This is a genomic window from Nocardiopsis sp. NPDC058789 (assembly GCF_042745575.1).
GTDB lineage: Bacteria > Actinomycetota > Actinomycetes > Streptosporangiales > Streptosporangiaceae > Nocardiopsis > Nocardiopsis eucommiae.
The window spans coordinates 28,904-45,270 of the sequence record NZ_JBHYOW010000021.1; the positions used below are offsets into that span (position 1 = coordinate 28,904).

At 72.4% G+C, this 16,367-nt stretch carries 14 protein-coding genes; 5 read left to right on the forward strand and 9 right to left on the reverse strand.

The window, feature by feature from the left end; all coding sequences use genetic code 11:
- Positions 1–107 precede the first annotated feature (107 nt).
- Together ACFW3L_RS23730 and ACFW3L_RS23735 are read right to left on the reverse strand one after the other, a co-directional pair.
- Positions 108–1,274, reverse strand: coding sequence for a calcium:proton antiporter (locus ACFW3L_RS23730; RefSeq protein WP_378745825.1), 1,167 nt, complete (start codon positions 1,272–1,274; stop codon positions 108–110).
- 341 nt (positions 1,275–1,615) lie between these two features.
- The gene (locus tag ACFW3L_RS23735; RefSeq protein WP_378745831.1) at positions 1,616–1,765 is read right to left on the reverse strand and encodes a hypothetical protein; all 150 of its coding nucleotides are present in this window, start codon (positions 1,763–1,765) and stop codon (positions 1,616–1,618) included.
- Between the two features lie 371 nt (positions 1,766–2,136).
- On the opposite strand from ACFW3L_RS23735, the gene ACFW3L_RS23740 reads away from it, so the two are divergent.
- From ACFW3L_RS23740 to ACFW3L_RS23750, 3 genes are all read left to right on the forward strand, one after another.
- Positions 2,137–3,012: an aldo/keto reductase gene (locus ACFW3L_RS23740; protein ID WP_378745841.1), complete on the forward strand. Its 876-nt coding sequence runs from the start codon at positions 2,137–2,139 to the stop codon at positions 3,010–3,012.
- Positions 3,013–3,147: 135 nt separating this feature from the next.
- The gene (locus ACFW3L_RS23745; RefSeq protein WP_378745849.1) at positions 3,148–4,419 is read left to right on the forward strand and encodes an MFS transporter; all 1,272 of its coding nucleotides are present in this window, start codon (positions 3,148–3,150) and stop codon (positions 4,417–4,419) included.
- 198 nt (positions 4,420–4,617) lie between these two features.
- The gene (locus ACFW3L_RS23750) at positions 4,618–5,538 is read left to right on the forward strand and encodes a ketopantoate reductase family protein (RefSeq protein ID WP_378745854.1); all 921 of its coding nucleotides are present in this window, start codon (positions 4,618–4,620) and stop codon (positions 5,536–5,538) included.
- A 39-nt stretch (positions 5,539–5,577) separates the two neighbouring features.
- Here ACFW3L_RS23750 and ACFW3L_RS23755 read toward each other — a convergent pair whose 3' ends face one another.
- The 3 genes from ACFW3L_RS23755 to ACFW3L_RS23765 are packed head-to-tail and all read right to left on the reverse strand — an operon-like array spanning position 5,578 to position 8,701.
- Entirely contained in the window at positions 5,578–6,447 is an 870-nt protein-coding gene (locus ACFW3L_RS23755; RefSeq protein WP_378745862.1) for a carbohydrate ABC transporter permease, read from the reverse strand.
- Positions 6,444–7,442, reverse strand: a complete 999-nt coding sequence (locus ACFW3L_RS23760) for a carbohydrate ABC transporter permease (RefSeq protein ID WP_378745876.1) — start codon at positions 7,440–7,442, stop codon at positions 6,444–6,446. Before ACFW3L_RS23760 ends, ACFW3L_RS23755 begins: the two co-directional genes overlap by 4 nt.
- Positions 7,439–8,701, reverse strand: coding sequence for an ABC transporter substrate-binding protein (locus ACFW3L_RS23765; RefSeq protein ID WP_378745891.1), 1,263 nt, complete (start codon positions 8,699–8,701; stop codon positions 7,439–7,441). The genes ACFW3L_RS23760 and ACFW3L_RS23765 overlap by 4 nt, the downstream gene beginning before the upstream one ends.
- Positions 8,702–8,987: 286 nt before the next feature.
- Here ACFW3L_RS23765 and ACFW3L_RS23770 point away from each other — a divergent pair, with 286 nt between their 5' ends.
- Entirely contained in the window at positions 8,988–9,509 is a 522-nt protein-coding gene (locus tag ACFW3L_RS23770) for a hypothetical protein (protein WP_378745897.1), read from the forward strand.
- A gap of 4 nt (positions 9,510–9,513) precedes the next feature.
- On the opposite strand, the gene ACFW3L_RS23775 is transcribed toward ACFW3L_RS23770, so the two are convergent.
- The 4 genes from ACFW3L_RS23775 to ACFW3L_RS23790 all read right to left on the reverse strand — a co-directional run bounded on the left by ACFW3L_RS23775 (position 9,514) and on the right by ACFW3L_RS23790 (position 15,227).
- The gene (locus ACFW3L_RS23775) at positions 9,514–10,767 is read right to left on the reverse strand and encodes an MFS transporter (protein WP_378745902.1); all 1,254 of its coding nucleotides are present in this window, start codon (positions 10,765–10,767) and stop codon (positions 9,514–9,516) included.
- A 66-nt stretch (positions 10,768–10,833) separates the two neighbouring features.
- A complete protein-coding gene (locus ACFW3L_RS23780; RefSeq protein ID WP_378745910.1) occupies positions 10,834–11,517 on the reverse strand; it encodes a GntR family transcriptional regulator in 684 nt (227 codons plus the stop codon).
- Between the two features lie 153 nt (positions 11,518–11,670).
- On the reverse strand, positions 11,671–13,482 hold the full coding sequence (locus ACFW3L_RS23785; protein ID WP_378745920.1) for an ABC transporter ATP-binding protein: 1,812 nt from the start codon (positions 13,480–13,482) through the stop codon (positions 11,671–11,673).
- Positions 13,479–15,227, reverse strand: coding sequence for an ABC transporter ATP-binding protein (locus tag ACFW3L_RS23790; RefSeq protein WP_378745936.1), 1,749 nt, complete (start codon positions 15,225–15,227; stop codon positions 13,479–13,481). The genes ACFW3L_RS23785 and ACFW3L_RS23790 overlap by 4 nt, the downstream gene beginning before the upstream one ends.
- 233 nt (positions 15,228–15,460) lie before the next feature.
- Here ACFW3L_RS23790 and ACFW3L_RS23795 point away from each other — a divergent pair, with 233 nt between their 5' ends.
- Positions 15,461–16,228, forward strand: coding sequence for a siderophore-interacting protein (locus tag ACFW3L_RS23795; RefSeq protein WP_378746121.1), 768 nt, complete (start codon positions 15,461–15,463; stop codon positions 16,226–16,228).
- Positions 16,229–16,367 lie beyond the last annotated feature (139 nt).

Below are 16,367 nucleotides of genomic sequence, written 5' to 3' on the forward strand. Positions count from 1 at the left end.
ATTACAAAACATCCCCCAACCCCCCCACACCGTGTGGGGTCCCCGCCCCGCCCCCCCCCCCCCCGGGGGGGGGGGCCCCCCCCCCTTGGGGGGGGGGCCCCCGCACCTCAGGCGAACACGGTCATGCCGTAGAGCACGAAGACCATGAGGTGCGCGGCACCGTGCAGGGCCGTCACGCGCTTCCCCGAGAAGGTCGTCACGGTCAGCAGCAGCGTGACGCCGAGCAGCACCAGGTTGGTCGGGTCCTCCGCGAGGACGACGGTCTGCCCGGTGAGGAGCCCGATCGTGAGGACCGCGGGGATCGTGAGTCCGACGGTGGACACGAGCGCCCCGTGGCAGAGGTTGCTCACGCGCTGGACCTCGCCGCCGAGCGCGGCGCGGATCGCGGTCAGGGTCTCGGGCAGGAACACGATCATCGCGATGAGGATGCCGGAGAGCGCGATCGGGGCGCCCGCGCGGTCGAGGCCGTCGTCAAGGAGGCTGGCCATGTCGTGGGACAGCAACACGATCGGGATCACGGTCAGCACGAGCACGAGCGCGCGGGCGACCACCTCGGCCCGGTGTTCCGAGATGACGGCGAGGACCGAGGTGCGCTCCGGCTCCACTTCCCGGGTTCCCGTCTCCCCGGCCAGCGGGGCGCCCGTCACGGAGACGACTTCCTTGAAGTCGTCGCGCTGGGCCCCCATCTGCCGCGCGAGGAAGGCGACGTAGAGGATCACCGTGAGGATGATGATCGGGATCTCCTGCCCGGCCGTGTAGGCGCCGCCCTCACCGATGAGGCCGGGCAGCGCGAACGCGACGGTGCCGAGCACCACGAGCAGCGACAGGTAGGTGGAGACTCCGGTGCTGTTGGCGCGGACGTCCCTGTGGCGCAGCCCGCCGAGGAGCAGGGACACCCCGACGACGAGGTTGAGGATGATCATCGACACGGCCATCACGGAGTCACGGGCGATCGTGGTGTGCTCACCGGGACCGAGCATGACGGCGGAGATGAGGATGACCTCGATCAGCACGATCGAGAGGGTGAGGACGAGTGTGCCGTAGGGGTCGCCGAGCCGGTGGGCCAGGTGCTCGGCCTCGACGACGACGCCGAAGGCGCACACCACGATGACGGCGACGATGGCGCCCAGGACCGCGACCAGCGCCGGGGTCGGCAGGTGCGCGGCCAGGTACGGCTGGGCGACGAGGGTCACGAGGAACGCGCCCCAGCCCAGGACCAGTCGGATGATCGCCGCGGGCGTCAGGACGCCGCGGAGCATGTGCTGAGTTCGCACGGGTGGGTACCCGATTCTGCTGGGCCGTCCCTGCTCGTGTGCTCGTCCGGCGGGCCGTCCCGTCGGGATCCTTCCTCCCGCACTTTACCGTTCCGCATGAGCGGTTCGCCGGGGGGAGGCACCAGTGCGACGGGACTCACCCGGGCCTTCGACGGTGGCGACACGGAGCAGCGCGACGGCGGGGTGCGGGTGTCGGATCGGTGTCTGGACGCGGGGTCACCGTGGAGCGGCCGGACCGTCGGCGCCGGGTTCCGCCCCCCTCCCGGTTTCGAGGAAGGTCGGCGCCGCCGTGACGCTCGTCGGGCACCGGGAACGGTCGGTCGCTTCAGTCATGCCACCGACTATTCCACGTCCCCCGTCCGGGGTCCCGCTTCGCGCGACGGCCCGGCGCGCTGGGGCCCGAAACGCGCGAGCACCGTGCGCGCCGTCTCCGGCCTGACCTCCCCGGCCTGGGCGAAGAGCGCGAAGTCCGCGGGATGTTCCTCGATCAACGCCTTCTTCTCCGCCGCGTCCGCGTCGCGCCAGACCTCCCGGCGAGGCGTCCTCCTTTCAGGCCACGTCGGCCGTCACCACCACGACATTCTTTGAAATAGCGGCCCGAATTGGTCAATGGCCGATAACACATGATGCAGAACTACCTAGCGGCATTCGATGGCGGCGCGGACGCCGACGAGCATCGAGAGGTGTATCCGGCGCCCTCCCGATGCCGGGTCCTCCCCCCCATGCACCCGGGCGACACACCGACCCCCGTCCACGGGCGGGGGTCCCCGCCTTCCTTCGACATCATGAACGGGCCGACCCTCACGGAGAGTGCCGAGGCGGACACCGAACCTCCGATCCGACGACCGAAGGAAGCACGCACATGAACCTGACCCTGAACAACGGCGTGGAGATGCCCGCGCTGGGCTTCGGTGTCTACCAGAACCCGCCCGAGGAGACCGCCGACTCCGTCGCCGAGGCCCTCCAGGTCGGGTACCGGCTCATCGACACCGCGGCCGCGTACTTCAACGAGCGCGAAGTCGGTGAGGGCATCCGCCGCTCGGGGCTGGACCGGTCCGAGGTGTTCGTCGAGACGAAGGTCTGGATCAGTGACTACGGCTACGACCAGACTCTGCACGCCTTCGACAAGAGCGCGGGCAAGCTCGGTGTGGAGCGGATCGACCTCCTCCTGCTCCACCAGCCCGTCCCGTCGCGGTTCGACCTGACCGTCGAGGCCTACAGGGCGCTGGAGACCCTCCTCGACGACGGGCGCGTCCGGGCGGTCGGCGTCAGCAACTTCACGCCCGAGACCCTGGCCGACCTGCTGGAACGGACCGACATCGTCCCCGCGGTGAACCAGATCGAGGTGCACCCCTACTTCACCCAGCCCGCCGCCCAGAGGGCCAACACCGACCAGGGCGTCCTGACGCAGGCCTGGTCACCGATCGGCGGCATCACCAGCTACCGGGGCCATGGTGAGCGGTCCACCTTCGACGACCCCCTGATCCGGGAGATCGCGGCGGCCCACGAGCGCACACCCGCCCAGGTCATGCTCCGCTGGCACCTGCAGGAGGGCCGGTCCGCCATCCCGAAGTCGGTCAGGGCCGAACGGATCGCCGCGAACTTCGACGTGTTCGACTTCGAGCTCACGACCGACCAGCTCACCGCGATCGACGCCCTCGACACCGGTGTCCGGCGAGGCCCCGACCCCGGTTCGATCACGCCCGAGGCCTTCGGACGCGACATCCCCGAGGCCTGAACCCGGACGGCCGCGGTGCCGGTGACACGACCCTCGCCGTGGTCGCGCCCCCGGCACCGGGAGCCGACGGCCCGTCGCCGAGGAGACTCCCGGCCGGGCCCTCGGCTTTAGGGAAACAGATGTTACCTTTATTCCATGCGTGGTTCCCGCCTCCCTCCCCCGTGGCTCCTCCCCCTGGTGCTGTCCGCGTTCGCGGTCCAGACGGACGACTTCGTGATCATCGGCGTGCTCCCGGCGATCGCCTCCGCCATGTCGGTGTCGGAGGCGGCCGCCGGTCAGCTCGTGACCGTGTACTCCCTCGTCTACGCGCTCGCCGCCCCCCTGTGGGCGGTCCTGTTCGCCCGGGTCCCCCAGCGGAGGGCCCTGCTCTGCGCCCTGGCGGTGTTCGCCGCCGCCAACGTCGCCGCTCCCCTGGCCGACGGTTACCTGACGCTGACGGCCCTGCGGGTGCTGGCCGCGCTCGCGGCGGCGGTGGTCCTGCCCACCGCCCTGGCGCTCGCGAGCACCCTCGCCCCGCCGGAGCGCCGGGGCCGCCACCTGGCGGCCGTCATGACCGGCCTGACCGGCGCCGTGCTGCTCGGCGTCCCCCTCGGGACGTGGATCGGTTCCCTGTGGGGCTGGCCGGCGACCTTCGCGTTCTGCGGGGTGCTGGGCCTGGTCGCACTGGCCCTGGCCGCCCGCACCCTGCCCGGCGGCCTCGTCGAAGAGGAGCACCGCACCCTGTCCGACCTGGTGCGGCCCCTGGTGGACCGGACCGTGGCGGCCGTCCTCGTCATCACCGTCCTGACCGTGGCCGGGAACCTCGCCTTCCAGACCTACGTCGCGGTGGTCCTGGCCGGGCTCTCCGGCGTCACCCCCGTCGTCCTGGGCGTGCTGCTCGTGTGCTCCGGGATCGGCGGGCTGCTGGGAGCACAGGCCTCCGGTCACCTCGTGGACCGCTTCGGGCCGCTGCGCACCCTCCGGGGCTCCGTGACGCTCTTCTGCCTGACGATGTCCGCGCTGGCCCTGCTGTGGTCGACCGCTCCGGTTCCGCTGTGGGCGGTGGTTCCCCTGCTGGTGGTCTGGTCGGCCGCCGCGTGGGCCGTACCACCAAGCCTCCAGACACTCATGCTCGACCGCGCGGGCACGCGCGCGGCTTCGCGGGCTGTGGCGGTGCACAGCGCTTCGGTGTACGTCGGGGCCGCGCTGGGCGGCGTCCTCGGCGGTGCGGCGGTCGCCGCGTCCCCCGGACTCGTCCCGGTGGTGGCGGCGGTGCTCGCCGGGCTCGGGCTCCTGTTCGTCCCGGGACGGCGGCGGTCCCCCACCCGGGATCGTCCTCGTGCCGGTGGGGCGGGAGGCGGGCGACCGCCTCACCCGCGCCGAGCGCGCCGTCCCGGAACTGGTCGTCACCGCGACGGAGATCGGTGAGCGCAGTCCCCCGACACGTGCACGCGGCGGTGTCGCTCAGGGAAACCGGCCATCAGACTGGCGGCCCCCGACCGCTCCCCTCCATGGCGCGGTCACCAAGACCCGAACCGAACGCGCGCGAGAAGCCCCCCGACCTTGCCAGCCCCCTCCCGGAGCCGTACGTTTTGCGATGATCACGAACTATCGGGTGGGAGAGGCATGAAAATCCTTGTCGTGGGTGCGGGAGCGGTCGGCGGCTACTTCGGTGGGAGGCTCGTCCAGGCCGGTCGCGACGTCGACTTCCTGGTCCGGCCCGCCCGCGCCGCGCTCCTGGCGGAGCACGGTCTGAACATCACCTCCGTGGAGGGGCACACCGAGAACACCACCGTCCGTCCGGTCACGAAGGACCAGCTCACCGACGCCTACGACCTGATCCTGCTCTCGGTCAAGTCCTACGGCCTCGAGGACGCGGTCGAGGACCTGGCCCCGGCGGTGGGCCCCGGGACGGTGGTGGTCCCCTTCCTCAACGGCATGCGCCACCTGGACGTCCTGGTGGAGCGGTTCGGCGAGGACCACGTGTACGGCGGGGTGTGCATGGTGATGACCCGCCTGGACGAGGCGGGCGGCATCGTGGAGGTCGGGAAGATGGGCGAGCTGGTCTACGGCCCGCTCTCCGACTCCCCCGTGGTGGACCTGGACCGGGTCCACGGCGCCCTCGAGGAGGCCGGGTTCACCGCCCGCCCCACCAAGGAGATCCGCCAGGAGATGTGGGACAAGTGGGTCTTCCTGGCCAGTCTGGGCGCGGTCACCTGCCTGATGCGCGCCCCCATCGGCAGGGTGAACCGCGCCCCGGGCGGTTCCGAGTTCAGCGCGGGGATGTTCGCCGAGGCGATCGCCGTGGCCACCGCCGCCGGGTACCCGCCCAGCGACCGGATCCGGGGATTCGCCGACAGGGTCATCTCCGACACCGAACGCGACACCTCCACGTCCATGTACTGGGACCTGACCCACGACAACCCGGTGGAGGGCGACCACATCGTCGGGGACCTGGTCGCCCGGGGCCGCGAGCTCGGCGTGCCCACCCCGCTGTTCTCCCTGGCCCACACGCACCTGAGCGTCTACTCGGCCGCACGGGGCTGAGGGGGTGGCCGCCGGGGGCGTGCCCCGGCGGCCACGGGGTCACCCCTTGAGGGCACCCGCCATGAGGCCGCGCATGAAGTACCGCCCCAACACCAGGTAGATCAGGAGCGTCGGCAGCGAGGCCAGCACCGCCGCCGCCATCTGCTGGTTGTAGGGCACCACCATGGACCCGGCCACGTTGTTCAGCTGCACCGTCACCGGCCAGCTGTTGGGCCCGGTCAGGAACACCGCGAAGAGGAAGTCGTTCCACGCGGAGGTGAACTGCCAGATCAGCGTGACCGCGAACGCGGGCGCCGACACCGGCAGCACCACGTGGGCGTACGTGCGGAGCAGACCGGCGCCGTCCACCCGCGCCGCCTCGATGAGGGAGCCCGGGATGCTGGCGTAGTAGTTGCGGAAGATGAGCGTGCAGATCGGGATCCCGTACACCGTGTGCGCCAGGATGAGCGGGAACAGCCCGCCCATGAGACCGCCGTTCACCAGCATCTGCTGGAGGGGGATCATGACCGCCTGGTAGGGGATGAACATCCCGAACAGGAACAGCGTGAACACCGTGTCCGCCCCGGGGAAGCGCCACCGCGCCAGCACGTAGCCGTTCATGGAGCCGAGCACGGCGGAGATGACCGCGCTCGGCACGGCCATGCGCACGCTGTTCCACAGTCCGGGGGCCAGCGCCGACCAGGCCGTGGACCACCCCTCCAGACTCCACTCGCGCGGGAGCAGCCACGCCCGGGCCGCGGTGGCCTCCGAGAAGGGTTTGAACCCGGTCACCGCCAGCACGTACATCGGCAGCAGGAACAGCGCCGCCAGGACCAGCAGGACGGTGAACCGGACCGCCCGCCCGCGCGGGCTGCTTCCGGCGCCCACGCCCGAGGGGGCGTTCACCCGTCCGGGTGCGCTCTGGGTCATCGGCCCTCGCTCCGTTCCTTGCGCACGGTCCAGACCAGGTAGGGGATCACGAACACCGCCACGGCGAGCAGCAGGTAGGACGCGATGGTGGCCCCCTTGGCCGGGTCGCGGACCTCGAAGACCATCGCCCACATGTACACGGCGGGGACGTCCGCGACGATCTGCTGCCCCGCCACCGCGATGATCAGGTCGAACACCTTCAGCGACATGTGGCCCAGGATGATGACGGCGCTCAGGGTGACCGGGCGCAGCTGCGGCATGACCACCCGCCAGTACACGCCCCACTCCGAGCACCCGTCCACCCGGGCCGCCTCGCGCAGTTCCTCGGGCACCCCGCGGAACCCGGCCAGGAACAGCGCCATGACGTACCCGGCCAGCTGCCAGACGGCGGGCAGCGCCATCGCCGCCATGCCGAGGTCGGGCGCGGTCCACCAGTCGTTGACCAGGAAGTCCAGGTTGAGGTGGACGAACAGGGCGTTGAGCCCGGTGGCGCGCTCGGCTGGCGCCGGGTTCATCAGCCACCGCCACACGACGCCGGTGGCGATGAAGGACACGGCCATCGGGGCGAGGAAGAGGGTCCGGAACACCGCCTCGCCCCGGATGCCCTTGTCCAGCAGCAGGCCCAGGAGCCAGCCGAGGAACAGCGCGCCGCCGACGAACACCACGGTGAACACCACCGCGTTGGTCACGGCGGCGGGCCATCGGGCCTCCTGCCACAGCTGGACGAAGTTGGTCAGCCCCACGAAGGAGCCGTCCTGGATCGGGGCGTGCTTGTCGCTCAGGGCCAGCTGGGTGTTCCAGCCGATCATGCCGTAGACGAACACGCCGATGAGCAGGATCGACGGGGAGACCAGCAGCAGGCCGGGGAGCCACGTGCGGGCCCTGGTCGCCGCCCGGCGGAACCGACCCGGGCGCGCGCGGGGTCCCGTGACGGGACGTTTCGGGTGGCCGGGGCCGCCGTGAGCGGCGGCCCCGGAATCGGTGGACGCGCTCATTCGGACTGCGCGGCCTCGTGCAGGGCCGCGTTGAGCGCTTCCAGGTCCTCGTTCTGGAGGTAGAGGCCGACGGCGGTGTCGATGTCGTTCTTCCACCGGTTGCCCACGGTCACGCCGTGCCAGAACGACCCCGCCAGCTCCGGCCCCGCCTGCCACTCGGCCAGGGCGGACTCCAGGTAGGGACTGTCCGCGTACCGGGCCGGGTCCGCGTCGGAACGCGCCGGGATGGAGCCCTTGAGGGGGTTGAACAGGTCCTGGCCCTCCTGGCTGGCGACCAGTGCGAGCCAGGCGCGGGCGTTCTCCTCGTTGGGGGCGCCCGCCGGGAGGGTGAAGCTGTCCGACAGCCACATGTAGGTGCCGTCCGTCCCAGGAGAGGGCGCCCAGTCGTAGTCCTCCTGGGGGAGCGCTCCCAGTTCGTCGAAGTACCCGGCGGCCCAGTCACCCATGATGTTGAAGGCGGCCTCGCCCTCGGAGACCCGGCGTGAGGCCTCCTGCCAGTCCTCTGCGGCCGACTCCTCCTGCGTGTGGGACATGATCGTCTCGAAGGTCCCGAGCGCCTCGGCGACCTCCGGTGTGTCCCAGTCGGCCCCCGGCTCCCACAGGGCGTTGTAGGCGTCGGTGCCGAGAGACCCCAGCAGCACCGACTCCAGCAGGTGGTCGACGGTCCACTGGGCGCCCACCGCCATGGGGATCGCGTCGGTCTCGGCGTCCACGGCCTCCAACGCCTCGACCAGCTCGTCCAGGGTCTCCGGGGGCCCGTCCACCCCGGCCTCCTCCAACAGCCCGGGGTTGAACCACATCACGTTGGACCGGTGGATGTTCACCGGGACCGAGTAGACGCTGTCCTCGTAGGAGATCTGTTCGACCAGCTGGTCGGGGTAGGCCTCGCGCAGCCCCTGCTCGTCGAAGAAGTCGTCCAGCGGAGCCAGGTAACCCGCCTCCACGTAGTCCTGGAGGGAGGCCCCCGCGTGTCCCTGGAAGGAGTCCGGCGGGTCCTGGCTCTGGAGCCGACCCTCCAGCACGGCCTGGGCGTTGGTACCCGACCCCCCGGCCACGGCGGCGTTGACGAACTCGATCCCCTCGTTCTGCTCCTCGAAGCGTTCGATGAGGGCGTTCAGTCCGGCCTCCTCGCCGCCGCCGGTCCACCAGGAGAACACCTCGACCTGGTCTCCGGCGCCGCCTCCGCCGCCCCCGCACGCCGTGGCCGTGAGCGTCAGCCCCAGTCCCGCGGCCGCGATCGACCACCGCCGTGAACGCATACGCATACCTCTCCGGGCGGCCGACCCGTCCCGCGGCGACGAACCGCCCCATGTGTCACATGTCACCGAAAACCGACGTCGCCATCCTTCGCAACCCCGGCGACGTAGGTCAAGGGCGGGACGTGTCACGAATCGGAGACGCACCCGGGCCGACGAGACACGCCGAAGCGGCACCGTGCTCGGGATTTCCGGTGCGCCCGACGTGACCTGTGGTGATCTCGTCCACCCCGCGCCGGACCGCGTGGCACGCCCCACGGCACGCGACAGAGGTTGGCACAATCGCGGCATGTCAGTCCTCGACCGAGCCGCCCTCCGACACCTGGCGCTCCTCCCCCCGGCCTGTCTGCTCCTGTCGGCCTGCGCGCCCGACGGCGGGGCGGTGGGCGCCGTCGCCACCGGACACTTCTCCGCGCGCCACCAGTTCCCCGTCGTGCTGGTGTCCTGGTGCGGTGACAGCCCGCCCGCCCGGATCGACCTGACCTCGGAGGAGCACGGGTGGCGGCTGAACGCCAACCGTGAGTTCGAGGGCGACCAGGTCGAGGTGGACCTGGCCGCGCCCGGCGAGGACTGGACCATCACCGACACGGACGGCGCCCCGGCCTACCGGGTGGTGCCCGCCTCCTCGGAGACCGTGTACACCCTGGGGGTGACCTCCGCCGCCGGGTTGGAGGAGGACGCCGAGCACGACATCGCCACGCTGGCGTTCGAGACCGAGCTCCTCGCCGCCGACGACGGCCTGTACCTGGGCACGCACACCAGCGGCGAGGCAGCCCTGGTGGGCACCGACGAGTTCCCGCCGGAGTGCTGAGGGGTCAGCGCGCGGGCAGGTGGCGTCGCCAGGACAGGGTGACGGCCAGGACGCACAGCAGCGCGAGGCCCGTGCCGACCGCGAACATGGTCGGGTAGCCGAACCAGCCGGTCAGCGCCGCCAGCGCGGCGGGGACGAAGAACCCCAGGTAGGCCAGCGAGTAGTAGACGGCGGTCAGCCCGGCCAGACGGTCGGGTCCCGCGATGCGCTGGACCTCCTGGAGGCCGGACACCAGCAACAGGCCGTAGGCGGCGCCCAGCACGGCGGCCGCCACCAGCGCGGCCGGGATCGTGAGGACGGCCGAGGCCCACACCGCCAGGGCCATGCCGACGGCCGCCGTGGCCAGCGCCGCCGCGACCGCGCGTGAGGAGTGCGGACTGTCGACGCGCTTGGCCACCTGCTGGCTGAGGACGCCGCTGGCCAGCGCCACCATGCACAGCAGCCCCGAGAAGCCGACCTCGTAGCCGGGGACCCGGGGGGCGAGCAGGTTGGGCAGGATCGCGTAGGCGCTGGCGGACGTTCCGAAGATCCACGGTGCCATGGGGACGACCACCAGCAGGAACCGGCGGTGCAGCGCGGCCGGGACCCGCAGGTCGTCCAGGAGCCTGCCGGGTACCGTCCCCCGCCCGTGGGTCTCCGGAGCCCGGAGCAGGGCAGCCGCGAGCAGCACCGTGATCACGATGTTCACGGCGTAGGGCAGGACGGCGGACATCGGCGCGAACTGGGCGATGGCGGCCGCGACCACGGCGCCGAGGAGGAAGCCGAGGGTGAGCGCGAGCGAGGCGCGCGCCGCCCCGGCCCCGGCCGTGGCACGGAGGTCGTGGGGCGGCTGGGACAGCTCCTTGACCCAGCTGGTGCCCACCGCCATCACGAGGCCGAGCGCCATTCCGGAGAAGACGCGCCCGGCGAACAGCAGGGCGACCGAGTCGGACCCCAGGGCCAGCAGACCGCTGCCGATCACGCACAGGACCGGTGCGGGGAACATCAGGGGGCGGCGCCCGTGGCGGTCGGAGAGCGGGCCGCCCACGAGGAGGGCGGGCACGATGCCCAGCACGTAGGCGCCGAGCAGGATGTTGACGATCTGCACGCTCATACCGCTGTCCAGGCGGTACATGACCAGCAGCGGGGTGAACTCGTTGCCGCCCCACGCGACGGCGAAGAGGGTGCCGCACACGGCGAGCCACCCGGGCAGGGTCCGGCGGCGCCCGCTCCTGGACGGTGCGTCCGCGCGTGGTCTGTGGGCCTCGATCGTGGCCATGGGTCGGGCTTCCTTCTCAGGTTCGGGGTCAGGGAAGGGGGGCGCGGGGGGCGGGTGGTGTGGGGGTCAGACGGTGAAGCCGTGGACGTCGTTGAGGTGCTCGGCGGTGGCTCGGGCGAAGCCCTCGGGGTCTCCCTCCTCGATGAGGCGGGCCAGCCCGGCGTGCTGGTCGAGCACGAGCTCGGCCCGGGTGGTGTCGTCGCTGATCGACTGCGTGGTCATGCGACGGTGGCGGTCCTGGAGGAGCTGGTGGAAGCCCTGGAGGATCGAGTTGCCGCCCGCGGCGACCACCTCCCGGTGGAACTCGACGTCGGCCCGGGTGAAGGCGGCGAGGTCGTCCTCCTCCCAGGCTCGACGCTGGTCCTCGGTCACCTCGCGCAGGCGCCGCACCAGCCGCTCGGAGCCGCCACGGGAGGCGCACACGGTGCGGACCGCCGCGGACTCGATGATCTGGCGGGCCTGGAGGACCTCGCGGAACTCGTGCGGCGGAACCGGGCGCACCATGGCCCCGCGCTTGGGGTAGAGGCGCATCCACCCCTCGGCCTGGAGCTGGAGGAAGGCCTCGCGCACCGGGGTGCGGCTCATGCCCAGTTCGGTGGCGATCCGGCCCTCGCTGAGCATGCTGCCGCCCTCGAACTCACCGTCGAGGATCCGGTTCCGCACGACGGTGTAGGCGCGTCCCGCCGCCGACTCCGGCTCCGTGGCGGCCGGGACCACCGGTTCCCGCCCGCCGACGCCACTCGCGCTCACTGGACCCCCCAAGTTGGATACGACATAGATACTAGTTGTACACCAGCCCCTCCACGGCCGGAATCCCCTGTCCGGAGCATCACACGGGGACCAGGCACACAGGAGGGGGCGTCCACGCGGGTGGACGCCCCCTCTCTGGTGACCGTTGGAGGGTCAGCCCTGCCAGCTGTGCCAGAGCCGCGCGTAGCGGCCGCCGTCCGCGACGAGCTGGTCGTGGGTGCCCTCCTCCACGATCCGGCCCTGGTCCATGACGACGACGCGGTCGGCGGTCTGGGCCTGGGTGAGGCGGTGCGCGACCACCAGGGTGGTCCGGCCCTTCGTGGCGGCGACCGCCGCGCTCTCCAGACGGCGCGCGCCCGAGCTGCCCGCCTCGGCGGTGGCCTCGTCGAGCACCGCCAGGTCCGGGTCGGCCAGGACCAGGCGGGCCAGGGCCAGGTGCTGGGCCTGCTCGGCGGTGAGCGCGTGCCCGCCCTCACCGACGACCGTCTCCAGGCCCTCCGGGAGCGCGCGCACCCAGTCGAGGGCGCCCACGGTCTCCAGCGCGCTCTCCACTTCGCCGGGGTCGGCCCCCGCGCGAGCCAGGCGAAGGTCGTCCAGGAGGGTCCCCGCGAACACGTGGGTCTCCTGGCTGACCAGGAAGACGTGCTCGCGCACGCGCGCCTCCCCGAGTTCGTCCAGCGGCACCCCGCCCAGGAGCACCGTTCCGGAGGTGGGGGCCCGCAGTCCGCTGACCACGGCGGCCAGGGTGGTCTTGCCCGCCCCGCTGGCGCCCACGAGCGCGACCCGCTCCCCCGCCGCGACACCGAGGGTCACCCCGTCCAGCGCCCTGGGCGCTCCCGGCGCGTAGGCGTGGCTGACCGCCTCCACGCGCAGGGAGGAACCGGCCGGGCCCTCCTCCGCGCGCGGGTCGGCGGCCACGGGCAGGTCGATGACCCCGGCCAGCCGGGCCAGGCTCGCCCCGGCCTGTTGGACGTCGTTGAAGTTCATCACCAGGAACCCGATCGGGCCGAAGAGCCGGTGGAAGAACAGGGCGGCGGCGGTGACCATGCCGACGGTGGCGAGGTCGCCGCGCACCAGGAAGAAGCCCACGACCAGGACGGCGCCCAGCCCGACGAACTCCGAACCGTTCATGCGCGCGCCGAGCCTCGTGAAGAGGTAGAACACGTCGATGGTGAGTCGCATCGCCGTGCGGGAGCGGTCCGCGATGACCTGTTCGTGCTCCTCCTCCAGGCGGTAGGCGCGGACGGTGCCCCGGCCGCGCAGGGCACCCATGAGCGCGTGCGAGCGCTCTCCCATGGCGACACGTTCGCGCGCGTAGTAGGGGCCCGAGCGGGGCATGTACCAGCGCACCGCCCACACGTAGAAGGGCAGCGCCGCGAGTCCGGCCAGGCCGAGACGCCAGTCCAGGGCGGCCATCCCCACCGTGGTGAGTACGACCATGGCCAGGGCGGTGACGACCTCCGGGCCGTTGCGCGCGATGGCGTTGGTGACCACGGCGACGTCGTCACCGACCCGGGAGAGCAGGTCACCGATGCGGACCCGCTCCAGCCGGGCGGCGGGCATGTGCAGGACCCGTTCCATCACGCGTTCGCGCAGCCGGGCGAGGACGGTCTCCCCGACCCGGCTGACCTGCCAGGCGCCGAGCCCGGCCAGGAGTCCCCCGACCACGGCCGCGCCGGCGATGAGCCCGGCCGAGCGCAGGATCGCGTCCAGGCCCGCTCCCGCCGAGATGTCGTCGACCATCGACCCGAGCACCCACGGGGCGACGAGTCCGGCGGTACTGCCCCCGAGGACGGTGAGCAGGGCCAGGGCGGTGGCCCCGGGAACGGACCTGAGGCCGTCACCGAGGACGGCCCAGGTGCGCCGTGCGTTGGCGGTGGGCAGGAGTTCGGGTCCGGGCGCGACCGGGGCGGCCTGGGGTTCGGCCTCCGGGGGCTCGGGCCTGGTGATGGGTTCCGTGCTCAACGCAGCACCGCCTCACGGTAGTGGGGGTCGTCCTCGGCCAGTCGTGCGTGGGTGCCCTCGGCGTGCACCCGGCCCTCCCGCAGGACCACCACGCGGTCGGCGCGGGCCAGCAGCGCGGGGCTGCTGGCGATGACCAGGGTGGCGCCTCCGGGTGACCTCCGGGCGCGCAGGTCGGCGGTGCCCTGGGCGATGGCCGCCTCCGTGACGGCGTCGACCGCCGTGGTGGGGTCGTGCAGGACCAGCACGGGCGGGTCCGCGACCAGTGCGCGGGCCAAGGCGACGCGCTGGCGCTGGCCGCCCGAGAGGTTGGCGGCGCGGTCGGTGACGGATCGGTCGAGTCCGTCGGGGTGGCCGGTCACCAGGTCCTCGGCGGCGGCCGCCGTCAGCGCGGCGGACAGGGCGTGGTCGTCGGCCCGGCCGACGGTGAGGTTGGAGCGGAGCGTGCCCTCGAACAGGACGCTGCCGTGCTCCTCCACCAGGACGGTGCGGCGCAGCGACGTGAGGTCGAGTTCGGTGACCGGAACGCCTCCCACGAGGGTGGTCCCCGCGGCACCCTCGGCCCGTCCGGCGAGGAGGTCCACGAGGGCCTCGGCGTCGCGGGGGTCGGTGGTGAGCACGGCGACCAGCTCGCCCTGGGCCAGGGTCAGGTCGACCCCGTCGAGCGTGCGGTGGGTGACGCCCCGGAGCTCCACCGCGTGGGGGACCTCGGGGAGCGTGTCCGGCAGGATCCGGTCGCCGGGGCTGACGGCGTCGGGCGCGTTGAGGAGGCGGACCACGCGCTGGGCGGAGGCACGGGCGATCGCGAACATCTGACCGACCAGGCCGAGCGCCTGGACGGGTTCGGCGAGGAACTGGGCGAGGCCGACCACGATGACGAGTTCGCCGATGGTCAGGTGCCCCTGGAGCGCCATCCACCCGGCGGTTCCCGCGACGCAGGCCAGGAACACCGCCCCGGTGGCGGTGACCAGGCCCTTGTAGAGGCCGTTGGTGGCCGCGGCGCCCACGGAGGCGGTCAGGGCGGTGTCGCTGACCCGGTGGTAGCGCAGCGCGGCGTTGTGCCGGGCGCCGATGCCCATGAGCACGCGCAGGCCGCCGACGAGGTCGGTGGCCATCGCGGTGGCGCGGGCGGCGGTGGCCTGTTTGGCCTCGGTCCGGCGGGTGATGCGGGCGGCGGGGATCCGCAGCAGGAGGAGCATCACCGGGACGCCGACGAGCACGCCGAGGCCGAGGGGGAGGTTGATGGTGAGCAGGACCACGGTGGTGACGGCGATCGCGGTGACCTGGGCGATGCCCATGGCCCACGCGCGTACGTAGGAGGCGGCCTGTTCGGCGTCGGAGGTGGCCACGGCCAGGACCTCACCGGAGCGCAGGCCGCTCCGCTCGCCCCGGGGGCGCAGGACCCGGCGGGCGGACTCCAGGCGCAGCAGGTGGGCCTCGCGCTCGACGGAGCTCAGGGTGAGACGGGCACCGGAGCGGTAGGCCAGGGCCAGGCAGGTGAAGAGCAGGGCCAGGCCTCCCACGCACCACAGCAGCGCGGTGAGGTCACCGGTGGAGACGGCGAGGTCGATGGTGAGGCCGATGGCGACCGGGACGAGGACTTCGCAGACCTGGTGGAGGGAGAGCAGGAGGACGCCGAGGGTCACCCTTCCCCGGTGGCGGCGCAGGGTGCGTGAGCGCAGTTCCTTCGCGGTGGCGGGGACCGGTTCGGCGGCGGCCGGGGTGGCGTTGGCTGGGGCCGCGGTCACGGGGCGACTCCGTTCGGGCTGAGGGACGTGGAGGTGAGAGGGGACCGAGGGTCGTCTCGACTGGCCCAGCGTAGTCATCGCGCACACGCCCTCCGACCATCGGATGCCCCCTTCGTCGCTGATGTGGGCATTGCCGTGCGGCCATGATATTGGTTAGCCTAACCTCACAACCCGCCCACTCTCCTCCGCGAAGGGTCACCCGCTTGCGTATCCAGCCCCCGCGTCACCGCCAGATGATCCGCGCCCGGGTCGTACGCGCCGAGCGGACCACCGACCACTTCGTCACCGTGACCGTCAGCGGTCCCGAGCTGGCCCGGTTCGAGTTCCTCGGCCGGGACCAGTGCGTACGGGTCTTCCTCCGCCGCCCCGGACAGGAGCGGCTGGTCCTGCCGGACGCCGAGGACGACGGCTGGTACCCGCAGTACCGCGAGATGGGCGACGACGAGCGCCCCTACGTCCGCAACTACACCATGCGCCGGTTCGACCCCGAGGCCCTGGAACTGGACATCGAGTTCGTGGCGCACGGCGACGGCGGCCCCGCCTCGACCTGGGCGATCTCGGCCAGTGAGGGCGACGAGGTGGGCCTGTTCCCCGAGGGCATCTACTACCTACCCCCGGCCGAGGCCGACTGGCACCTGCTGGTCGGTGACGAGAGCGCGGTGCCCGCCCTGCTGTCGATCGTCGAACAGGCCCCGCGCGACCTGCGCGCCCAGGTCTACCTGGAGGTCCCCTCCCCCCGGGACGTCCGGCCGCTGAACGCCCCGCCCGGAGTGGAGGTGCACTGGCTGCCGCGCGAGGACGCCCACGCCACCCCCGGCCGTCTCGCCCTGGAGACGGTGAGCGCGGCGGACCTGCCCGAGGGCCGCCCCTACTGCTGGGTCGCGGGAGAGAACGCGCTGCCCACCGGCCTGCGTCGAGCCCTGGTACGCGACCGCGCCGTGTCCAAGGACGACATCACCTTCGTGGGCTACTGGCGCGCGGGCGTGGCCGGGGTCGACTGAGCACACCCGGACCACGCGTCCCGCGCCTCTCCACCCCACTGGTCACACCCGAACCACACGTCCCGCGCCTCTCCACCCCACTGGTCAGACCCCGGCCACGCGTGCCGCACCTCTCCACCCCACCCCCACTGATCACACC

Bases quoted from the DNA above. Each gene is read 5' to 3' on its own strand.
- ACFW3L_RS23760 (WP_378745876.1), bottom strand. From the start codon at position 7,442: ATGAGCGCGTCCACCGATTCCGGGGCCGCCGCTCACGGCGGCCCCGGC.
- ACFW3L_RS23750 (WP_378745854.1), top strand. From the start codon at position 4,618: ATGAAAATCCTTGTCGTGGGTGCGGGAGCGGTCGGCGGCTACTTCGGT.
- ACFW3L_RS23740 (WP_378745841.1), top strand. From the start codon at position 2,137: ATGAACCTGACCCTGAACAACGGCGTGGAGATGCCCGCGCTGGGCTTC.
- ACFW3L_RS23755 (WP_378745862.1), bottom strand. From the start codon at position 6,447: ATGACCCAGAGCGCACCCGGACGGGTGAACGCCCCCTCGGGCGTGGGC.
- ACFW3L_RS23770 (WP_378745897.1), top strand. From the start codon at position 8,988: ATGTCAGTCCTCGACCGAGCCGCCCTCCGACACCTGGCGCTCCTCCCC.
- ACFW3L_RS23765 (WP_378745891.1), bottom strand. From the start codon at position 8,701: ATGCGTTCACGGCGGTGGTCGATCGCGGCCGCGGGACTGGGGCTGACG.
- ACFW3L_RS23775 (WP_378745902.1), bottom strand. From the start codon at position 10,767: ATGGCCACGATCGAGGCCCACAGACCACGCGCGGACGCACCGTCCAGG.
- ACFW3L_RS23795 (WP_378746121.1), top strand. From the start codon at position 15,461: ATGATCCGCGCCCGGGTCGTACGCGCCGAGCGGACCACCGACCACTTC.
- ACFW3L_RS23745 (WP_378745849.1), top strand. From the start codon at position 3,148: ATGCGTGGTTCCCGCCTCCCTCCCCCGTGGCTCCTCCCCCTGGTGCTG.